This is a genomic window from Marinitoga lauensis, from assembly GCF_004135675.1.
GTDB classification, from domain to species: domain Bacteria; phylum Thermotogota; class Thermotogae; order Petrotogales; family Petrotogaceae; genus Marinitoga; species Marinitoga lauensis.
Genome location: NZ_QHLX01000007.1, coordinates 132,006 through 147,239, shown reverse-complemented (window position 1 = coordinate 147,239; position 15,234 = coordinate 132,006). Strand labels below are relative to the sequence as shown.

The following is a 15,234-nucleotide window of genomic DNA, read 5'->3' as shown; positions in this document are numbered from 1 at the left end:
ATTGTATTAATTAATTTTTGATCTACTTTCAATAATTTTGCTATTGTTAACGCTTCTTCTGGCACTATTTCTTCTTTTTCTTCAATTAGAGAGTAATCGATAATTTCTGTTATGTTTTCTGGAGATAAATTTTCTGCCAATTTTTCTTTTTTATTCCTTTTATTCTTAACTTTCTTATATTTTCATCTGCTACGTTGTTAAAATGCGTGGTAATTAGTGAGATAGAATTCATTCCATTTAATATTTCTATTACCGCTTTAACTATTAATTTCCCTTCATGGGGATTTGTGTTTCTTGCTAATTCATCAAGTAATATCAATGCATTATCATTGTTTTTTAGATATTTTAATATTTCATTTAACTTTATCATTTCTGCCGCATATGATGATAAACCATTTAATGTTGATTGATAATCACCGGAAACCAAAAATATTTTATTTAATATTTTTAGTTGAGCTTTTTTAGCAGGAATATAAAATCCATATTGAAATAAATATTGAGATAATGCTAATGTTCTTAATATTACTGTTTTTCCTGTCATATTTGCTCCAGTAATTAATGTAACTCCTTTGAATAAGTTAATATCTATTGGTTGATATTGTTTATTTTCTTTTTCTAATCTATCTTTTATAACAGGATTGAATAATTCTTTATAACTAATATAATCTGAAATTTCAGGTTTTGAAAATTCATAATCTATTGCCTGTTTGGCTTTTGCTAATACAAAATCTAATTCTGCTATATCTTTTAACGCTTGCTCGAGATTATCTATATACTCTTTTAATTTTTGGGTTAGTTTTTCTCTTATCTTTTCTTCTAACTCTGTTTCTTTCAAAAATAATTCTTCTTTTTTTCATCTGTTGCTGTTTTTTTCTCTTTTCTTATATTTGCTAATTCTTCTGAATATGAATCATATATATAAAACGTTGGTAATCTGTTATTATCTGGATCCAGTATTTCTATTACTTTTTCTAATGAAGGTTGTTTTAAATAAGAAAAATGCATTGTTTTTCTTATTTCTTCATAATATAATGAAAAGTATTTTATTTCGTAGAGCTCAATATCATCTAATGTATATTCACCCTTTAATCTTTCTACTGTATTCGTTATATCTTTTATATACATTAAATTACGTTTTATTTCTTTAATTTCTTTTTCTTGAGTATATATCTTTTCTATTGTTTCTTCTATTTTATTGAGCTCTTTAGAAATTTGACTTTTTTCAGTAAAGAAGGTTAAATTCTTCACCAATTTTTGTCCCAGGGGAGTTATTATTTCTAATTTATTTAAAAGATAATTTATTTCAAGCATAATTCATCTTCCCTTACGTTTAATATAGGTATATCTATAACTTCTTTTAATCTTTTTTTGATTTCATCTGAATTCAATATATAGCCATGTGGTGAATACGGGTTTATGGTTATTGCAATTAGATGTGTTTTTTTCAAAACCTTTATTTTTCCACCTTTTTTGGTATAAAGATTGAATGTCTCTGGGGATATGAAGATTTTTGTGAAATCTTTTACTATTATTTCAACATTTTCCAGTTTTTTTTGATTGATTAAATGCTTTAAAAAACTATCGGTTAATGCTCCTGTTATATATATTTTATTTCCGTATTCAAGTATATGCTTTTCCAGTGATTTAAAGGATAATAATGATTTTATTGGTAATTTTTCTATTTTTTCCGATATAACGTATATTCCATCTTCTAAACTTGATAATCTTTCAACGTTTTCATATTCTTCTAATTGTATTAAATTTACTATATGTTTTGTTTTTTTCACTAATTCGTTTATATTTAGAGTTAAAGCAGCACCTGTTGCTAAGATCATAGCATCTGTTATTACCGGAGAAGCGGGGCTCAATCTGGATAAAGCCCCGTCAATTAATACAATTTCTGCTCCTAATTTTTTTATCTTTTCAATCAATTTTTTTATTTTTGTTGCAGATTGAGGACCTGCCAACACAACTTTTCCATTATCTAATGCTTTCGCTATTATTATTCTTCCTAAAGATGTTCTTAAATCATCTTCTATTGACAATATTTCTGCTGTAAGTTTCTTTTGTTTATAGAATTTTTCTGCTGTAGCAAATATTGTACCCTCTTTTATTACTATTTCAGGTTTTGGTGTTGATGTTACCTGATCTATAGACTCCCCATCTATCCCTATTGAGGTTATGCCTATTTTTTTATCCAGTTTTTTTATAATATAATTTAATGTTTCTGTTTTTCCAGTATTTTTTTCAAGACCTACTACAGATATACTATTAAATTTCACCTTCTACTCTCCTTTAAATAAGACAAGTGCTTCTCCATCTACTGCAAGTTTTCCATCTTCTTTAATTATTTGTGTGGTTAATACTAATCTTGATTTTTCTTCAATTTTCTCTTTTACTGTTATTTTTATTGTTATTTCTTCATCAAGATATATAGGTTTTAAGAATTTCGTGTCCTGTTTCATGTATATTGTCCCTGGACCAGGAAATTCCATTCCAAGCACTGCAGATATTAATCCAACGCTTAGTATTCCATGAGCTATTCTCTTTTTGAATACTGTTTTTGATGCAAATTCTTCATCTAAATGAACAGGATTTTTATCCCCTGTTATTTCTGCAAATGTTTCTACCATTTTTGCAGTTATTCTTCTTTTTACTTCATATGTTTGATTTAATTTAATATCTTCATACTTCATTTTTTCTCCTCCGCTAAATATTCATATTTTGCTCTTAATTTGGCTCTTTCATGTCTTTCTAAATGATTTGGTTCTAGAGAGATTCTATCTTTACTATCAAATAATCCTGCTACTCCATACCATTTATATTTTTCCCTGTATTCTGTATCGTCAACATCTGTTGTTGTATCTTCTGGTTCATGATATGTTGTTATTACTCCTTCATAGTTTCTTAAAATAACTGTATGGTCATTTCTTGAGAGTAAATAGTTTGGCATTAATCTTATTTTTCCTCCACCACCTGGAGCATCAACTACAAATGAAGGAACTGCAAATCCTGATGTATGCCCTATCAATGATTCCATTATTTCTAAACCCTTTGATACAGATGTTCTGAAATGCTCTATACCCTGTGACAAGTCACATTGATAGATATAATATGGTCTTACCCTTATTTTTACCAATTGATGCATTAATTCCATCATAATGTATTTACTATCATTTACACCTCTTAATAATACTGTTTGATTACCAAGAGGAATACCTGCATCTGCTAATTTTCTACATGCTTCTGCTGATTCTGGTGTGATTTCTTTTGGATGGTTAAAGTGTGTATTCAACCATATTGGATGATATTTTTTCAACATGTTAACTAATTCATCTGTTATGAGTTGTGGAAATACCACAGGTGTTCTTGTTCCTATTCTGATAATTTCGACGTGTGGTATTTTTCTTAGTTCTTTTATTATATACTCAAGCATTGGAACGCCAACCATTAATGCATCTCCACCAGAAAGCAATACATCTCTAACCTGGGGTGTATTTCTTATATATTCAATAGCTACATTTATATCATCCATACTTTTATGCGCATCTGTTTGACCTGCAAATCTTCTTCTTGTACAATGTCTACAATACATTGAACACATATCTGTTATTAAGAATAATACTCTATCTGGATATCTATGAGTTAAACCTGGTGCAGGCGAATCTTCATCTTCATGTAATGGATCAACCATATCCCAAACACTTTTTACCAACTCTTTAGCAGTTGGAACTGCCTGTCTTCTTATTGGACATTTTGGATCATCTGGATCCATTAATGAGGCATAGTATGGAGTTATAGCCATTCTTAATGTTTTTAATGCATTTCTTACTCCTTCTTCTTCCTCTGGAGTTAAATTTATCACCTGTTTTAATGTATCTACATCTGTAATTCTATTTCTCATCTGCCATTTCCAATCATTCCATTGTTCTTCTGTTACATCTTTCCATAATGGTATTTCTGTATAATGTCTTCTTTTTTTCATCAATGTCCCCCTGATTATATATATAATTTTTCAAATAATTCTCTTATTTCTTTTGAATCCCTTAATATTTGAAGAGTTAAATCAGCATGTCCTTTTGTATATCCATTTCCTATTATCATTGTTATGTCCTTTCCTACTCCTTCTGCTCCTAATGCAGCTTTTGTAAATGAGGTTGCCATGGAGAAAAAATAAACAGTACCTTCATCTTTTGTAATTAAAATAGATGACATTTCTGTGTCTGGTACATTTACGTTATTTATGGTTACATCACAATATTTACCTACAGTAACTTTTAATACTTTTTGATATATATCCACTGGTTTTGTTGCATCAGCAACTATTACTTCATGTGCTAAGTTCATTTCTTTTATTCTTTTTGCATTATCTTCTGAATACTCAACAACAATAACCTTACCGTTATTACCTGCATTTTTCATTGCCTGATAGGAACATAATATTCCTGATTTTCCTCCACCACCAATTATACATACGGTGTCGCCTTCTTTTACTAATTTTGCTACCTGTGCTGGAGCACCTGCAACGTCAAGTGCAGCTAAAGCTAACTTTTCTGGTATATCATCTGGTAATTTTGCATATAATCCTGTCTCAAATAAGATTGCCTGACCTTCTATATCTACCTGATCATTTTCTATATTGATTTTCTTTATTTTTTCTATTTTTAATGGTGTAAGAGATAATGAAACCAATGTTGCTATTTTATCTCCAACTTTTAATGTTTTGTCTGGAAAATCTGGCCCAACCTCTTTTACTATACCTATTAACATTCCACCAGAACCTGTTACAGGATTCTGCATTTTTCCTCTTTCATTTACTATGTCAAGAATCATCTCTTCCATTCTTTTAACATCATGATCACAGGCTTCTTTTATTTGAGTAAAACTGGCTGAATCAATATTTAATGTAATAACATCTATTAAAATTTCATTTGAATATATTTCCATAGTATTGTCTATTTTTTTTGCAGCTTGAGGCAATAATCCTTTTGGTTCAATTACCCTATGTGTTCCAAATGGACAACCTTTTTTCATTTTTTCCCCTCCATCATTTCCTTTTTATGTTTAATATTTCTCTTGCTTCATCTGGTGTTGCAATTTCTCTTCCCAATTCTTTTGCTATCCTTACAATTCTTTCTACTAACTGAGCATTTGATTTTGCTAATTCACCTTTTTTATAATATATATTATCTTCAAAACCAACTCTTACATGGCCTCCCATTAATATAGCATGAATTGCTAATGGTAATTCATATCTTCCTATACCAGCTACAGTCCACGTGCTACCCTGAGGAATATGATTTACTAAATATAGTAAATCATCTATTTCACCAGGGATTGCACCAGGTACTCCCATAACAAAATCAAAGTGTATGGGAGTATCTAATAATCCTTTTTTTACCAATCTTAAAGCATTGGCTATATGCCCTCTTTCAAATACTTCAATTTCTGGTTTAATGCCTCTTTCTTTCATTTCAGTAGCGAATTTTTCTATATATTCTTCTGAATTTACAAATATATCGCTACCAAAATTTGTTGTGCCTGCTGATAATGTCGCCATCTCCGGATTTAATTTTAAGGGTTGTTTTCTTTGTTCAAATGTATGATATACCGCGCCACCTGTTGATGGCTGGAATATCATATTACATTTTGCCTCTATTTTCTCTTTAATTTCTTTATATACATCATATGATTGTGTAGGATTTCCTTCACTATCTCTTGCATGAACATGAGCTATAGATGCTCCTGCAAGGTAGCATTCATATGCAGCTTCTGCAATTTCATCTGGAGTTATTGGTAAATTTGGTTGCTGCTCTCTTGTTACTTCCGCACCAGTTAAAGCTACAGTAATGATTAATTTTTCCATTATTTATTTCCCTTCCTTTGTTTATCTTTTGGAACAACACACGTTCCACTTGCTCTACATACTACTATTGGTTCTTCTAAATAATCCGCTGCGGAATCTGAAATATCTGGTCTTGGTACAATTACCTTTCTTGCTTCAAATACCATCTTTCTTGATGTATTTCCCACTTTCACAATTTCTCCTGTTGCCTCTATATAATCACCTGCATATACAGGTGCAAGAAATTCAACACTATCATACGCTCTAAATAATCCTTCATCACCATCATGTCTAATTAATAGCTCTGTAGCCACATCACCAAACAATTGAAGCATTTTTGCTCCATCAACAAGATTACCACCGTAATGTGCATCATGTAAGCTCATTCTCACTCTTATCATAACTTTTTCACCCATAATTTATCCTCCCTATACTTCCATTGTTTTTAAATCTTCTGGAATTATTAGATCTGCTTCTGTTATTTCTTTTAATTCTTCTAATGTAATATCAGGAGCTATTTCCTGTAATACTAAACCTTCATCTGTTGGTTTTATAACAGCATATTCTGTAACTATTAAATCTATTCTTCTTGATGAAGTTAATGGTAAATTACATTTTTTCACTATTTTTGGTCTTCCCTTAGCTGTATGCGTCATGGCAACAATAACTTTTTTAGCACCTGTTACTAAATCCATAGCTCCTCCCATTCCTGGGATTAATTTACCTGGAACCATCCAGTTAGCTAAATGTCCTTCTTCGTCAACCTGAAGACCTCCCAATACTGTATAATCAAGATGTCCTCCTCTTATCAATGCAAAAGAAAATACTGTATCAAACGTCATAGCACCTGGTACAGTTTCAATAAATTTTCCTCCTGCATTTGTTAAATCTGGATTTGATAATTCTTCAGGCACTTCTGAACCTATTCCCAATACACCATTTTCTCCATGAAAGAAAATATTCATATCTTTTGGTACATAGTTAGCAACTAATGTTGGTAACCCAATTCCTAAATTAACAATATTTCCTGGTTTAAACTCTTTTGCAACTCTCCTTGCTATTCTTTCTTTAGGATTCATTATTCTCTCCCCTTACTACTACATAATCAACAAGTGCTCCTGGAAATTGTACCTGTTCTGGTGGTATAGCCCAGTAGGAACTAATTCATCAACCTCCACAATAACTAAATCCGCTGCCATCGCAATTATCGGATTAAAATTACTTGCTGTATATGCAAATTGCAAATTACCAAGATGATCTGCTCTTTTTGCTTTAACTAAAGCCACTTTTCCTCTAATAGCTTTTTCGAGAATATATTTTTTACCATCAATTTCTATTATCTGTTTTCCATCTTCTACAACAGTTCCTATTCCCGTTGGCGTTAAAATTCCGCCTAATCCTACCCACCTGCTCTTATCTGTTCTATCAATGTTCCCTGTGGGACCAATTCAACTTCTAATTCTTTTTCGATATATTGCCTTTGAGTTTCTTTATTTGTACCAATATGCGATGTAATAACTTTTTTAGCAAGTTTATGATAAATTAATCTTCCTATACCTTTATCTTCAAAAGATGTATCATTACAAATAATAGTTAATTCTTTTTTGTTTTGACTTATTAATTCGTCAATTAGTGTTTCTGGTGTTCCAACTGTTAAAAATCCCCTATCATTATGCTATCTCCATCGTTAACAAAAGAAATAGCCTCTGCGGCTTTTACTACTTTCAATTAACTCACCCCTTAATATGAAATTTTCTTCATGCTTATTATATCGATTTTAACATTCGATACAAAATTGAAAAAAAGTTATATAACTTGAAATAAAGCTATTAATAACCGTTTAAACTTTTTTAATGAAATTTTTTTCACGTATATTAGTATATAAAAAAATAAGAGCCAGAAAATTCTGGCTCTTATATATTAAAATTATCTATTTCAAATATATAAAATTTCAAATACTCTGTCTCTAAAATATTGAATAAAATAGGATGATCTGGTGATTGTGTTCCCTAAAAATTTGTTTTAATAGAAATTTGTTATCTTTAGCTGCATCAAAAACTATCTTTTTAAATTCATCATCATACACTAATTGCGTACACGATGCAGTTGCAAATAAGCCTTTATTTTTAGTAATTCTCATAGCTCTAAGATTTAATTCTTTATAACCTCTAATAGCATTTTTAATGGATTTTCTTGATTTTGCCAGGGACGGAGGATCTATTATTACAAAATCAAAATATAAATTTGCATCATCAAACTTTCTTAGTTGATCAAATGTATTTGTTTCAAATAATTCATATTTATCTTTTGAAATATTATTAGCTTTTAATGTTTGCTCTAAAACATATAATGCTCTATCAGAATAATCTAAAAACGTTACATATTTTGCTTCACCCATTAAAGCATGCACTCCAAAATTACCTGTATACGCAAATCCATCCAACACTTTTTTATCTTTCGCTAAATCTCTAACCTTTAAAGCGTTATACCTTTGATCTAAGAAAAAACCTGTCTTTTGTCCTTTTGTGTCTGAAAAAAACTTAATACCATTTATTTCAAACGGTATTAATTTAGGTCCCTTTTTATATATCCAATCCTCTATACAATCAAACCCTTCTATTCTAGCATTTTTTTCATCATCTTTTTCAAATATGCCTTCAGGATCAAAAATTTCTATTAATGAATCAATTATATATTTTTTTAATCTATATACTCCTAAAGTATTTATCTGTATCACAAAGTATTTATCAAATTTATCTATTATTAATCCTGGAAAATAATCTCCTTCTCCAAATATTAATCTAAATGTATTTTCATTTATAAACAGCATTTTTCGATATTCATATGCGCTTTTAATCTTATTTTTTACCCATTCATAATCAATTGTTTCATGTTTTTTAGTTAATAATCTCACTCTAATTTTAGAATTGTTATTTATATATCCTCTTCCAATAAATTTTTTATTATAAAAAACATCTACAATATCACCATTTTCATAATCGCCTATGATTTTATCTATTTCATTTTCATATACCCATGAATGTCCATTTATAATTCTGGATTTTATACCTTTCTTTAAATATATATTCGCCATTTTACCTCTCCTTTTATTCCAGGAATTCTTTTTAAATTTCATTCAACTTATAGTATATCAAATTTTTCTAAAATTTTTAAGAAACTTTTCAAAAGAAATAAAAAAAGAGGCATTAAAAATGCCTCTCACATTTTTGACAAAATAAAATCAGAAACCCACACTCATATTTATATTAACCGCAGTATTTCTTGCATTAAAAAGTTCGTCCGTAGTTGGAGCTTGAGTACTTAAGGATACATGTACCTCTGCCAGATATATATTAACGCCTATTCCACTATTAAATGTCCAATATGATACTGTGTTATAATCTGTATTTATACTATGATTTTTTATTTCCGCCCAAAATGGTAATACTCCCAGAACAATCTTTTTCCTGCTGCAACTCCCCATGTAAAATCTTCTGTGTTAGGAGCATATTCAATTGAAGGAACAAAATCCAATATTATTGGTAATGTAATAAAAAATGTCATTTTCCAGGGTTTGAATTTAGACCATATTCTTTCATTTGAAGCATTTACTAAATCAAAAGAAGAAAATTCTAAAGTTTCTTTACTATATTCAACATGTGCATAAGCATCGTATTTATAAATACCTATGCCATCAGCTATTGGAATATTTTTTACGCCAAAACCTATTGCCGGATAATCTTTTCCAGCAACAAACCCAACATCCAAAGTAATAATACCATTATTCATTAATTTATCCATTAAAGTATCCATATGATCAAATAAATCTCCTGGTCCATCATAAAGTAATGAATATGTATATGGTAAATTATACTTTTCATCAGGAAACGCCGTAACTAAAGTATAATCTTCTCCATTATTTCTTCTTATTACATCAAAAACAGGCAAACTACTTCTTATAGTTCCTCCAAATGAAAAATCTTTTCCTTTTAATCCAATATGCAATCCACCATTTACCCATAATGCATTTCTATAATCTAATGTAGAGTAATCATGCCAATCAATGTTAGAAATAGAAATCTCTGGTGCTAATACAAATACTCCTAATTTTAACTTTGCATACATACCAGCATTTACGTTTCTTGATAAAATATTTGAATCATCAAGATTATAATAATATCCTTCATTCCCTAATAAGTTTAAATCAACTGCTTCTTCAATAGTATCAAGACTTTCCTGAATTATTCCAGAGCTTAATCCTCCACTCAATTCAATAAAATTTCTTGCTGACCATGATATCAATGCTGCATTAAGATCTCTATTCCACGGTGATAATGGTTCAATTTGTGAAAAAGATAAAATAGAAAAACTAATTAATAACAATACTACAAAAGCTTTTTTCATAATACCCCTCACTTTCAAAAATTTTAATCTTTATTCATTTACTTATCGTCTAAAAAAGAAAATAATATTATGTTTTTCTTGTTAATATTATACAACTTTTTATTTTTAAAATCAAGTTTTAAAATAAGTGGGCTATAAGCCGGATTCTGTTATATCGGTCATTTATCTAAGCGGTCTACCTGGAAGGGCTAATAAGCATGCCGGCAAGCTTACCCTTCCTATTTGACCTTGCTCAAGGTGGGGTTACCAAGCCATCAGGTTACCCTGATGCTGGTGAGCTCTTACCTCACCGTTCCACCCTTGCCAATAATGGCGGTTTTCATTTCTATGGCCCTATTCCGAGGATCTCTCCTCCGGCAGTTAACCGGCACCTTGCCCTTAGAGTCCGGACTTTCCTCATGACAAATTGTATTTTGCCATGCGACCGATCGCCCACTTATCAAAAGTAATTTTTAAATTATTTTTAAATACTTTATAGGTAAATAAATTTGTCTACAATCTGAGATTATATAATTATCTATTAAGATAATTATATAATCTTCCTTGATATGTATTTCTATTTCTCATTTCTTTTCCAATAAGTTAATTATCTTTATTTTTGACATTCCCAATTTCCATGTAATACTCCTTCTTTAGGCGGATCAGCGGCAAGGCGATGTATGACTATATCCGGACTCAGATACTCTAAAAATAATATATTTCTATTAATAAATTGTTCTAAAGATAAAGGTTTTACTTCTCCTTTTTTGAACATTTGCCCAATACTGTATTTTCTGTAATATATAATGAATGCAACTTTACTCCATCTATATTTAAAGCTGATAATATTTTTGCTCCTTCTATTATATCCTCTTCATTATCCCAGGGTAAATCTATTATCATATGAGCTATTACTTCTATATTTCTTTTTTTAGCTCTATTTACTGCATCTATAAATTCTGCCAATGTATGTCCTCTATTCAATATTTTCAATGTATTATAGTTAACGCTTTGAAGTCCAAATTCAAGATATACATCCATCTTTTCTTTATAACTTGCAATTAAATCTAATTTTTCATCTTCAACTGTATCTGGTCTCGTTGATATATCTAATATAACTATTCTATCATCAATCAAAGCAGAATCATATATTTTTTTTAATACATGTGGGGAGCATATGTATTAGTATTAGATTGAAAATATGCCATAAATTTATTTGCTCTCCCTTTATATCTTTCCATCATAAATTTTACTTGTTCTGCTATTGGCGTTTTAGGAGAAAGCGAAGCAAATCCACTTCCAGTTTCTTCACAATATATGCACCCACCATTTCCTCTTATTCCAGTTTTATTAGGACATGTAAACCCTGCATTTATAGGTAATCGTTGCACTCTTTCTCCATATTTTTTTTTCAAATAATCACTTAATTTATTATATAACACTTTTCATTCCCTTTATTACTCTTGAATTTCTTTTCAAGTTTAAAGTATAAATCATGAAATTTTTCATAATAATTTTTTTCTTTTAATTTAGGGTAGTTTCCATCAAAATAAACCCATTCACCTGCAATCATTGTAGCATAAACCTTATTTACTGGAGAATACACTATATGTGATTTTATTCGACTCAAATCATTTGGATAAAATTCTAAAGATTTAAAATCTATAACAGCTAAATCTGCAAGATAGTTTTCTTCTATTCTACCTATTTTTTCATTTAATGCATAACCACCATTTTCCCATACCATTCTAAGTGATTCTTCTGTTTTAAATTTTTCGGGCCCATTCATTTTTTGCAATAATGTCGCTATTCTCATTTCTTCCATAAGTTTAATGTATTATTGCTTGCTGCACCATCTGTTCCAAGAGTTATATTCACTTCATGATCTAACATTTTCAATATAGGAGCTATTCCATTTCCTAATTTTAAATTGCTTGATGGATTGTGGGCTACTGTTATCTCGTTTTTCGAAAGTATTTTTATGTCTTTTTCATCTACATGAACACAGTGAGCAGCTATTACATTGTTTTTAAATAATCCTGTTTTTTCTAAATCTCTAAATGTATACATTTCTCTTTCATTTTTTGATTCATATAAATGAATAGTTACAAAGGTTTCGTATTTTTTCGCTAATTCTGCAACTTCTTCTAGTTTATCCATTGGACATGTATATGGAGCATGCGGCCCAAATCCTACCTTTATATTATATTTGTTATGATAATTTTCAAATAAATAAATGGTTTCATCAATTCTCTTTTTCCATCCATTATCATTATCATATCCCAGTCCTCTTGTTAAAAAAGCTCTAATTCCAGTATCTTTTACTGCTTCAGCTGTTCCCTTCATAAAAGGTACATGTCTACTACAGTAGTTACACCTTTAGCTAACATTTCAAGAATTGATACCAAAGAACCATAATAGGTTAATTCATCATTTAATAAATCTTCACGAGGAAACATTTCATTAAATAACCAATCTTGTAATAATAAATCATCACCAATTCCTCTGAAAAGACTCATCGCTAAATGAGAATGTGTATTTATAAATCCTGGCATTATTAATTTATCTGTCATATCAAAAATTTCTTCATCTGTATTTATTTCTTCTGCAATTTCTAATATTTTATCTTCTTCAATTAAAATATCTAATTTTTTATATCCGCGTCTGCACTCATTAATACATATCCATTTTTTAAGAGTTTTCTCATGATTATCACCCATTGTTATTATAACACCTTTATTTTAACTTTTTTTGATATTATAATAAAATCCCCAATCAAGGGAATTTTATTATATCTTAAATTGATTTAGTTTTTCATTTAATTGATCCACCAATTTTTCCAGTTCTTCTGCTTTCTCATTCACATTTCCAATTTCTTTACTTTCTTCTTCTATTTCTTTTGTTATTTCTGTTATTTCATTGGATATTTCAAGAATCATTTGTGCGGTTTTATCGCTCGCTGCCGCCATTTCTTCTGTTGATGCACTTTGTTCTTCCGCACTGGCGGTTAATCCTTCTATTCTTTGATTTATATTCTCTACTCTTTCCAATATCTTCTGGAATTTTTCTTTTATACTATCTGCATTGTTTTCTACTTCATTTATTACTTTTACTGTCTCTTCTGTTGCTTTGTTTGCATTTTGTGCCCTTCTTTTATTTCTGTTAATATTTGCGCTATTTGCTCTGTTGCCTTTTTGCTTTCTTCTGCTAACTTCCTTATTTCATCTGCTACTACTGCAAATCCTTTTCCTGCTTCTCCTGCTCTTGCTGCTTCTATTGCTGCATTTAATGCTAATAAATTTGTTTGTTCTGTTATATTTGTTATTGTTTCTACTATTTCTCCTATGTTTTTGGCTTTTTCTGCCAATACTTCTACGGTCTTTTCTGTTTCTTTTGATTTTTCTACTGCTTGATCTATTATTTTTGTTATTTCTGTTATTGATTTTTCTCCTTCTTCTGTTAGCTGCGTTGTCTCGTTCACTTCCTGCGCTATTTCTACTGCATTTGCTGATACATTTTGTGCTGCTGTTGATACTTCACTTACACCTGAGGTTAATTCTTCTGTCGTTGCTGCTGCATTTTCTGCATTGTCTTCTATTACTCTTGCTTTTTCTAATACATCTTCATTTGCACTCATTGTCTTTTCTGATACTGTTGTTAATATCTCTGATGAATTCTCTATTTTTTTACCTGCTTCTAATAACCATTTTACTGTTTCGCTTAGATTATTGGCCATGTTTTTCAATGAGTTCGCGATTATAGCTGTTTCATCTTTCCCTTTTGATTCAAACTTTACTGTAAAATCTCCTGTTGCGAATTTATCTACTTTCTTACTTAATTCCATCAATGGTTTTGATATTTTCTTTGAGAAAAATAAGGATATTATTATTGCAATTATTAATATTATTGTTGTTGTAACCATCAATATATTTCTTATTCGTAATGATGCTTCAAGAGCTTCTTTTACTGAAACTTCAGAGACAAATGCCCAATTTATTTCTTCAAACTTAAAAGGTGCATATGCAGCCAATACTTTTTCACCTTTGAAATTAGTTGATATTTCCCAACCTGTTTTTCCATTCAAAGCTTTATCTACATAATCGGTTTCCACTTTTTGCTTTAATATTGTTTCCTGATCTGGCAAATTACTTCTCATTATTTTGTCACGGCCCACGACATATGTTATACCTGTTTTTCCCATTCCATTTTTATCCTGTAATACTTTATCAAATGCTTCATTTTTTATATAAACAATTAAATAACCTATTTTTTCATCATTGTACACTATACATTTTCCAGCAAAAAAACCATGTTCTTCATCACCAGCTGTATAATATTTTATATCCGAAAAATGCACTTTATTATCATTAGAATTCTTTAAAGTTTTATATAAATCTCCTAAACTTGTATTTTTATATTCACCTGTTTCTATATTTGTTCCAAATTCTTTGTTTTTTCTGGTTGAATATAATACATAACCATCTGATGTTATATAAAAAACATCATAATATATTGGTTTAGTTAATATAAGTTTTCTAAGTAAAGGATTTAGTTTTTCATGAATTGAATTATACTGATATAATTCATCAAGTGCATCGGGATTAACTTTACTTTGATCAAAATTATCATCGTAAAAAATATTATCCAATTTTTCTCTATTTTTATATGGATTTTTTTCATGATAAACTTCTTTTAAATATTTTAAATATTTATCAAAACTCCCTAAACTTTTTGAAAAATCTTCTTCACCAAACATATCATTTAAATTTTCTACAATAACTGGTAACTCAGAAAAATATTCTATGTCTTTTTTTACATCAGATAATGTTTTCTCTAAAAATACTATTTTTGAATCTCTTGCAACAATTAATTTATTTATAAAGCTCTCCTTAAGTGCTGTTTGTGATTGACTAACGCTTATCAAGAAAAAAATTGTAAATGAAGAAAACAATAAAATAAACACTAAAGTTAGAATTTTTCCATTAATTTTCATATTTCTCCCTCCC

13 protein-coding genes, 1 other RNA gene and 3 pseudogenes are annotated in these 15,234 nt (G+C 29.6%); all 17 read right to left on the bottom strand.

Annotation, left to right across the window (positions count from 1 at the left end):
- Positions 1–109: 109 nt before the first annotated feature.
- On the bottom strand, positions 110–835 hold the full coding sequence (gene kamC / locus DJ007_RS18350) for a lysine 5,6-aminomutase reactivase ATPase KamC (protein ID WP_240739623.1): 726 nt from the start codon (positions 833–835) through the stop codon (positions 110–112).
- Complete coding sequence (locus DJ007_RS18345; protein WP_240739622.1) at positions 832–1,311, bottom strand: hypothetical protein; 480 nt, start codon at positions 1,309–1,311, stop codon at positions 832–834. The genes kamC and DJ007_RS18345 overlap by 4 nt, the downstream gene beginning before the upstream one ends.
- Positions 1,299–2,282 carry a lysine 5,6-aminomutase reactivase subunit KamB gene (gene kamB / locus DJ007_RS13040; RefSeq protein ID WP_129409967.1) on the bottom strand — a complete coding sequence of 328 codons (984 nt, stop codon included), beginning with the start codon at positions 2,280–2,282 and terminating at the stop codon, positions 1,299–1,301. The genes DJ007_RS18345 and kamB overlap by 13 nt, the downstream gene beginning before the upstream one ends.
- A gap of 3 nt (positions 2,283–2,285) precedes the next feature.
- On the bottom strand, positions 2,286–2,696 hold the full coding sequence (locus DJ007_RS13035; protein ID WP_129409966.1) for a MaoC family dehydratase: 411 nt from the start codon (positions 2,694–2,696) through the stop codon (positions 2,286–2,288).
- A complete protein-coding gene (gene kamA, locus DJ007_RS13030; protein WP_129409965.1) occupies positions 2,693–3,985 on the bottom strand; it encodes a lysine 2,3-aminomutase in 1,293 nt (430 codons plus the stop codon). The genes DJ007_RS13035 and kamA overlap by 4 nt, the downstream gene beginning before the upstream one ends.
- Before the next feature lie 14 nt (positions 3,986–3,999).
- On the bottom strand, positions 4,000–5,034 hold the full coding sequence (gene kdd, locus DJ007_RS13025; RefSeq protein ID WP_129409964.1) for an L-erythro-3,5-diaminohexanoate dehydrogenase: 1,035 nt from the start codon (positions 5,032–5,034) through the stop codon (positions 4,000–4,002).
- Between the two features lie 13 nt (positions 5,035–5,047).
- The gene (kce, locus tag DJ007_RS13020) at positions 5,048–5,866 is read right to left on the bottom strand and encodes a 3-keto-5-aminohexanoate cleavage enzyme (RefSeq protein WP_129409963.1); all 819 of its coding nucleotides are present in this window, start codon (positions 5,864–5,866) and stop codon (positions 5,048–5,050) included.
- Positions 5,866–6,261, bottom strand: a complete 396-nt coding sequence (gene kal / locus DJ007_RS13015) for a 3-aminobutyryl-CoA ammonia lyase (protein ID WP_129409962.1) — start codon at positions 6,259–6,261, stop codon at positions 5,866–5,868. Before kal ends, kce begins: the two co-directional genes overlap by 1 nt.
- A gap of 12 nt (positions 6,262–6,273) precedes the next feature.
- The gene (locus DJ007_RS13010) at positions 6,274–6,924 is read right to left on the bottom strand and encodes a 3-oxoacid CoA-transferase subunit B (RefSeq protein ID WP_129409961.1); all 651 of its coding nucleotides are present in this window, start codon (positions 6,922–6,924) and stop codon (positions 6,274–6,276) included.
- Positions 6,914–7,573, bottom strand: a pseudogene (locus tag DJ007_RS20590) (CoA transferase subunit A). Before DJ007_RS20590 ends, DJ007_RS13010 begins: the two are co-directional and overlap by 11 nt.
- Positions 7,574–7,811: 238 nt before the next feature.
- Positions 7,812–8,939 (bottom strand): class I SAM-dependent rRNA methyltransferase, encoded by a 1,128-nt coding sequence (locus tag DJ007_RS13000; RefSeq protein WP_206076378.1) that lies wholly within the window; start codon positions 8,937–8,939, stop codon positions 7,812–7,814.
- A 329-nt stretch (positions 8,940–9,268) separates the two neighbouring features.
- A complete protein-coding gene (locus DJ007_RS12995) occupies positions 9,269–10,249 on the bottom strand; it encodes a hypothetical protein (protein ID WP_129409960.1) in 981 nt (326 codons plus the stop codon).
- A 119-nt stretch (positions 10,250–10,368) separates the two neighbouring features.
- An RNA gene (gene rnpB / locus DJ007_RS12990) (RNase P RNA component class A) lies at positions 10,369–10,689 on the bottom strand.
- Between the two features lie 73 nt (positions 10,690–10,762).
- Positions 10,763–11,670, bottom strand: a pseudogene (gene mnmL, locus DJ007_RS20900) (tRNA modification radical SAM protein MnmL/YtqA).
- Positions 11,652–12,747, bottom strand: a pseudogene (locus DJ007_RS12980) (amidohydrolase). The pseudogenes mnmL and DJ007_RS12980 overlap by 19 nt, the downstream one beginning before the upstream one ends.
- 270 nt (positions 12,748–13,017) lie before the next feature.
- Entirely contained in the window at positions 13,018–13,278 is a 261-nt protein-coding gene (locus tag DJ007_RS18325; RefSeq protein ID WP_240739618.1) for a hypothetical protein, read from the bottom strand.
- Between the two features lie 59 nt (positions 13,279–13,337).
- Positions 13,338–15,221: a methyl-accepting chemotaxis protein gene (locus tag DJ007_RS12975; RefSeq protein WP_240739617.1), complete on the bottom strand. Its 1,884-nt coding sequence runs from the start codon at positions 15,219–15,221 to the stop codon at positions 13,338–13,340.
- Positions 15,222–15,234: the final 13 nt, after the last annotated feature.

Bases quoted from the DNA above. Each gene is read 5' to 3' on its own strand.
- DJ007_RS13035 (WP_129409966.1), bottom strand. From the start codon at position 2,696: ATGAAGTATGAAGATATTAAATTAAATCAAACATATGAAGTAAAAAGA.
- kal (WP_129409962.1), bottom strand. From the start codon at position 6,261: ATGGGTGAAAAAGTTATGATAAGAGTGAGAATGAGCTTACATGATGCA.
- kce (WP_129409963.1), bottom strand. From the start codon at position 5,866: ATGGAAAAATTAATCATTACTGTAGCTTTAACTGGTGCGGAAGTAACA.
- DJ007_RS12975 (WP_240739617.1), bottom strand. From the start codon at position 15,221: ATGAAAATTAATGGAAAAATTCTAACTTTAGTGTTTATTTTATTGTTT.
- DJ007_RS13010 (WP_129409961.1), bottom strand. From the start codon at position 6,924: ATGAATCCTAAAGAAAGAATAGCAAGGAGAGTTGCAAAAGAGTTTAAA.
- kamA (WP_129409965.1), bottom strand. From the start codon at position 3,985: ATGAAAAAAAGAAGACATTATACAGAAATACCATTATGGAAAGATGTA.
- kdd (WP_129409964.1), bottom strand. From the start codon at position 5,034: ATGAAAAAAGGTTGTCCATTTGGAACACATAGGGTAATTGAACCAAAA.
- DJ007_RS18345 (WP_240739622.1), bottom strand. From the start codon at position 1,311: ATGCTTGAAATAAATTATCTTTTAAATAAATTAGAAATAATAACTCCC.
- DJ007_RS12995 (WP_129409960.1), bottom strand. From the start codon at position 10,249: ATGAAAAAAGCTTTTGTAGTATTGTTATTAATTAGTTTTTCTATTTTA.
- DJ007_RS13000 (WP_206076378.1), bottom strand. From the start codon at position 8,939: ATGGCGAATATATATTTAAAGAAAGGTATAAAATCCAGAATTATAAAT.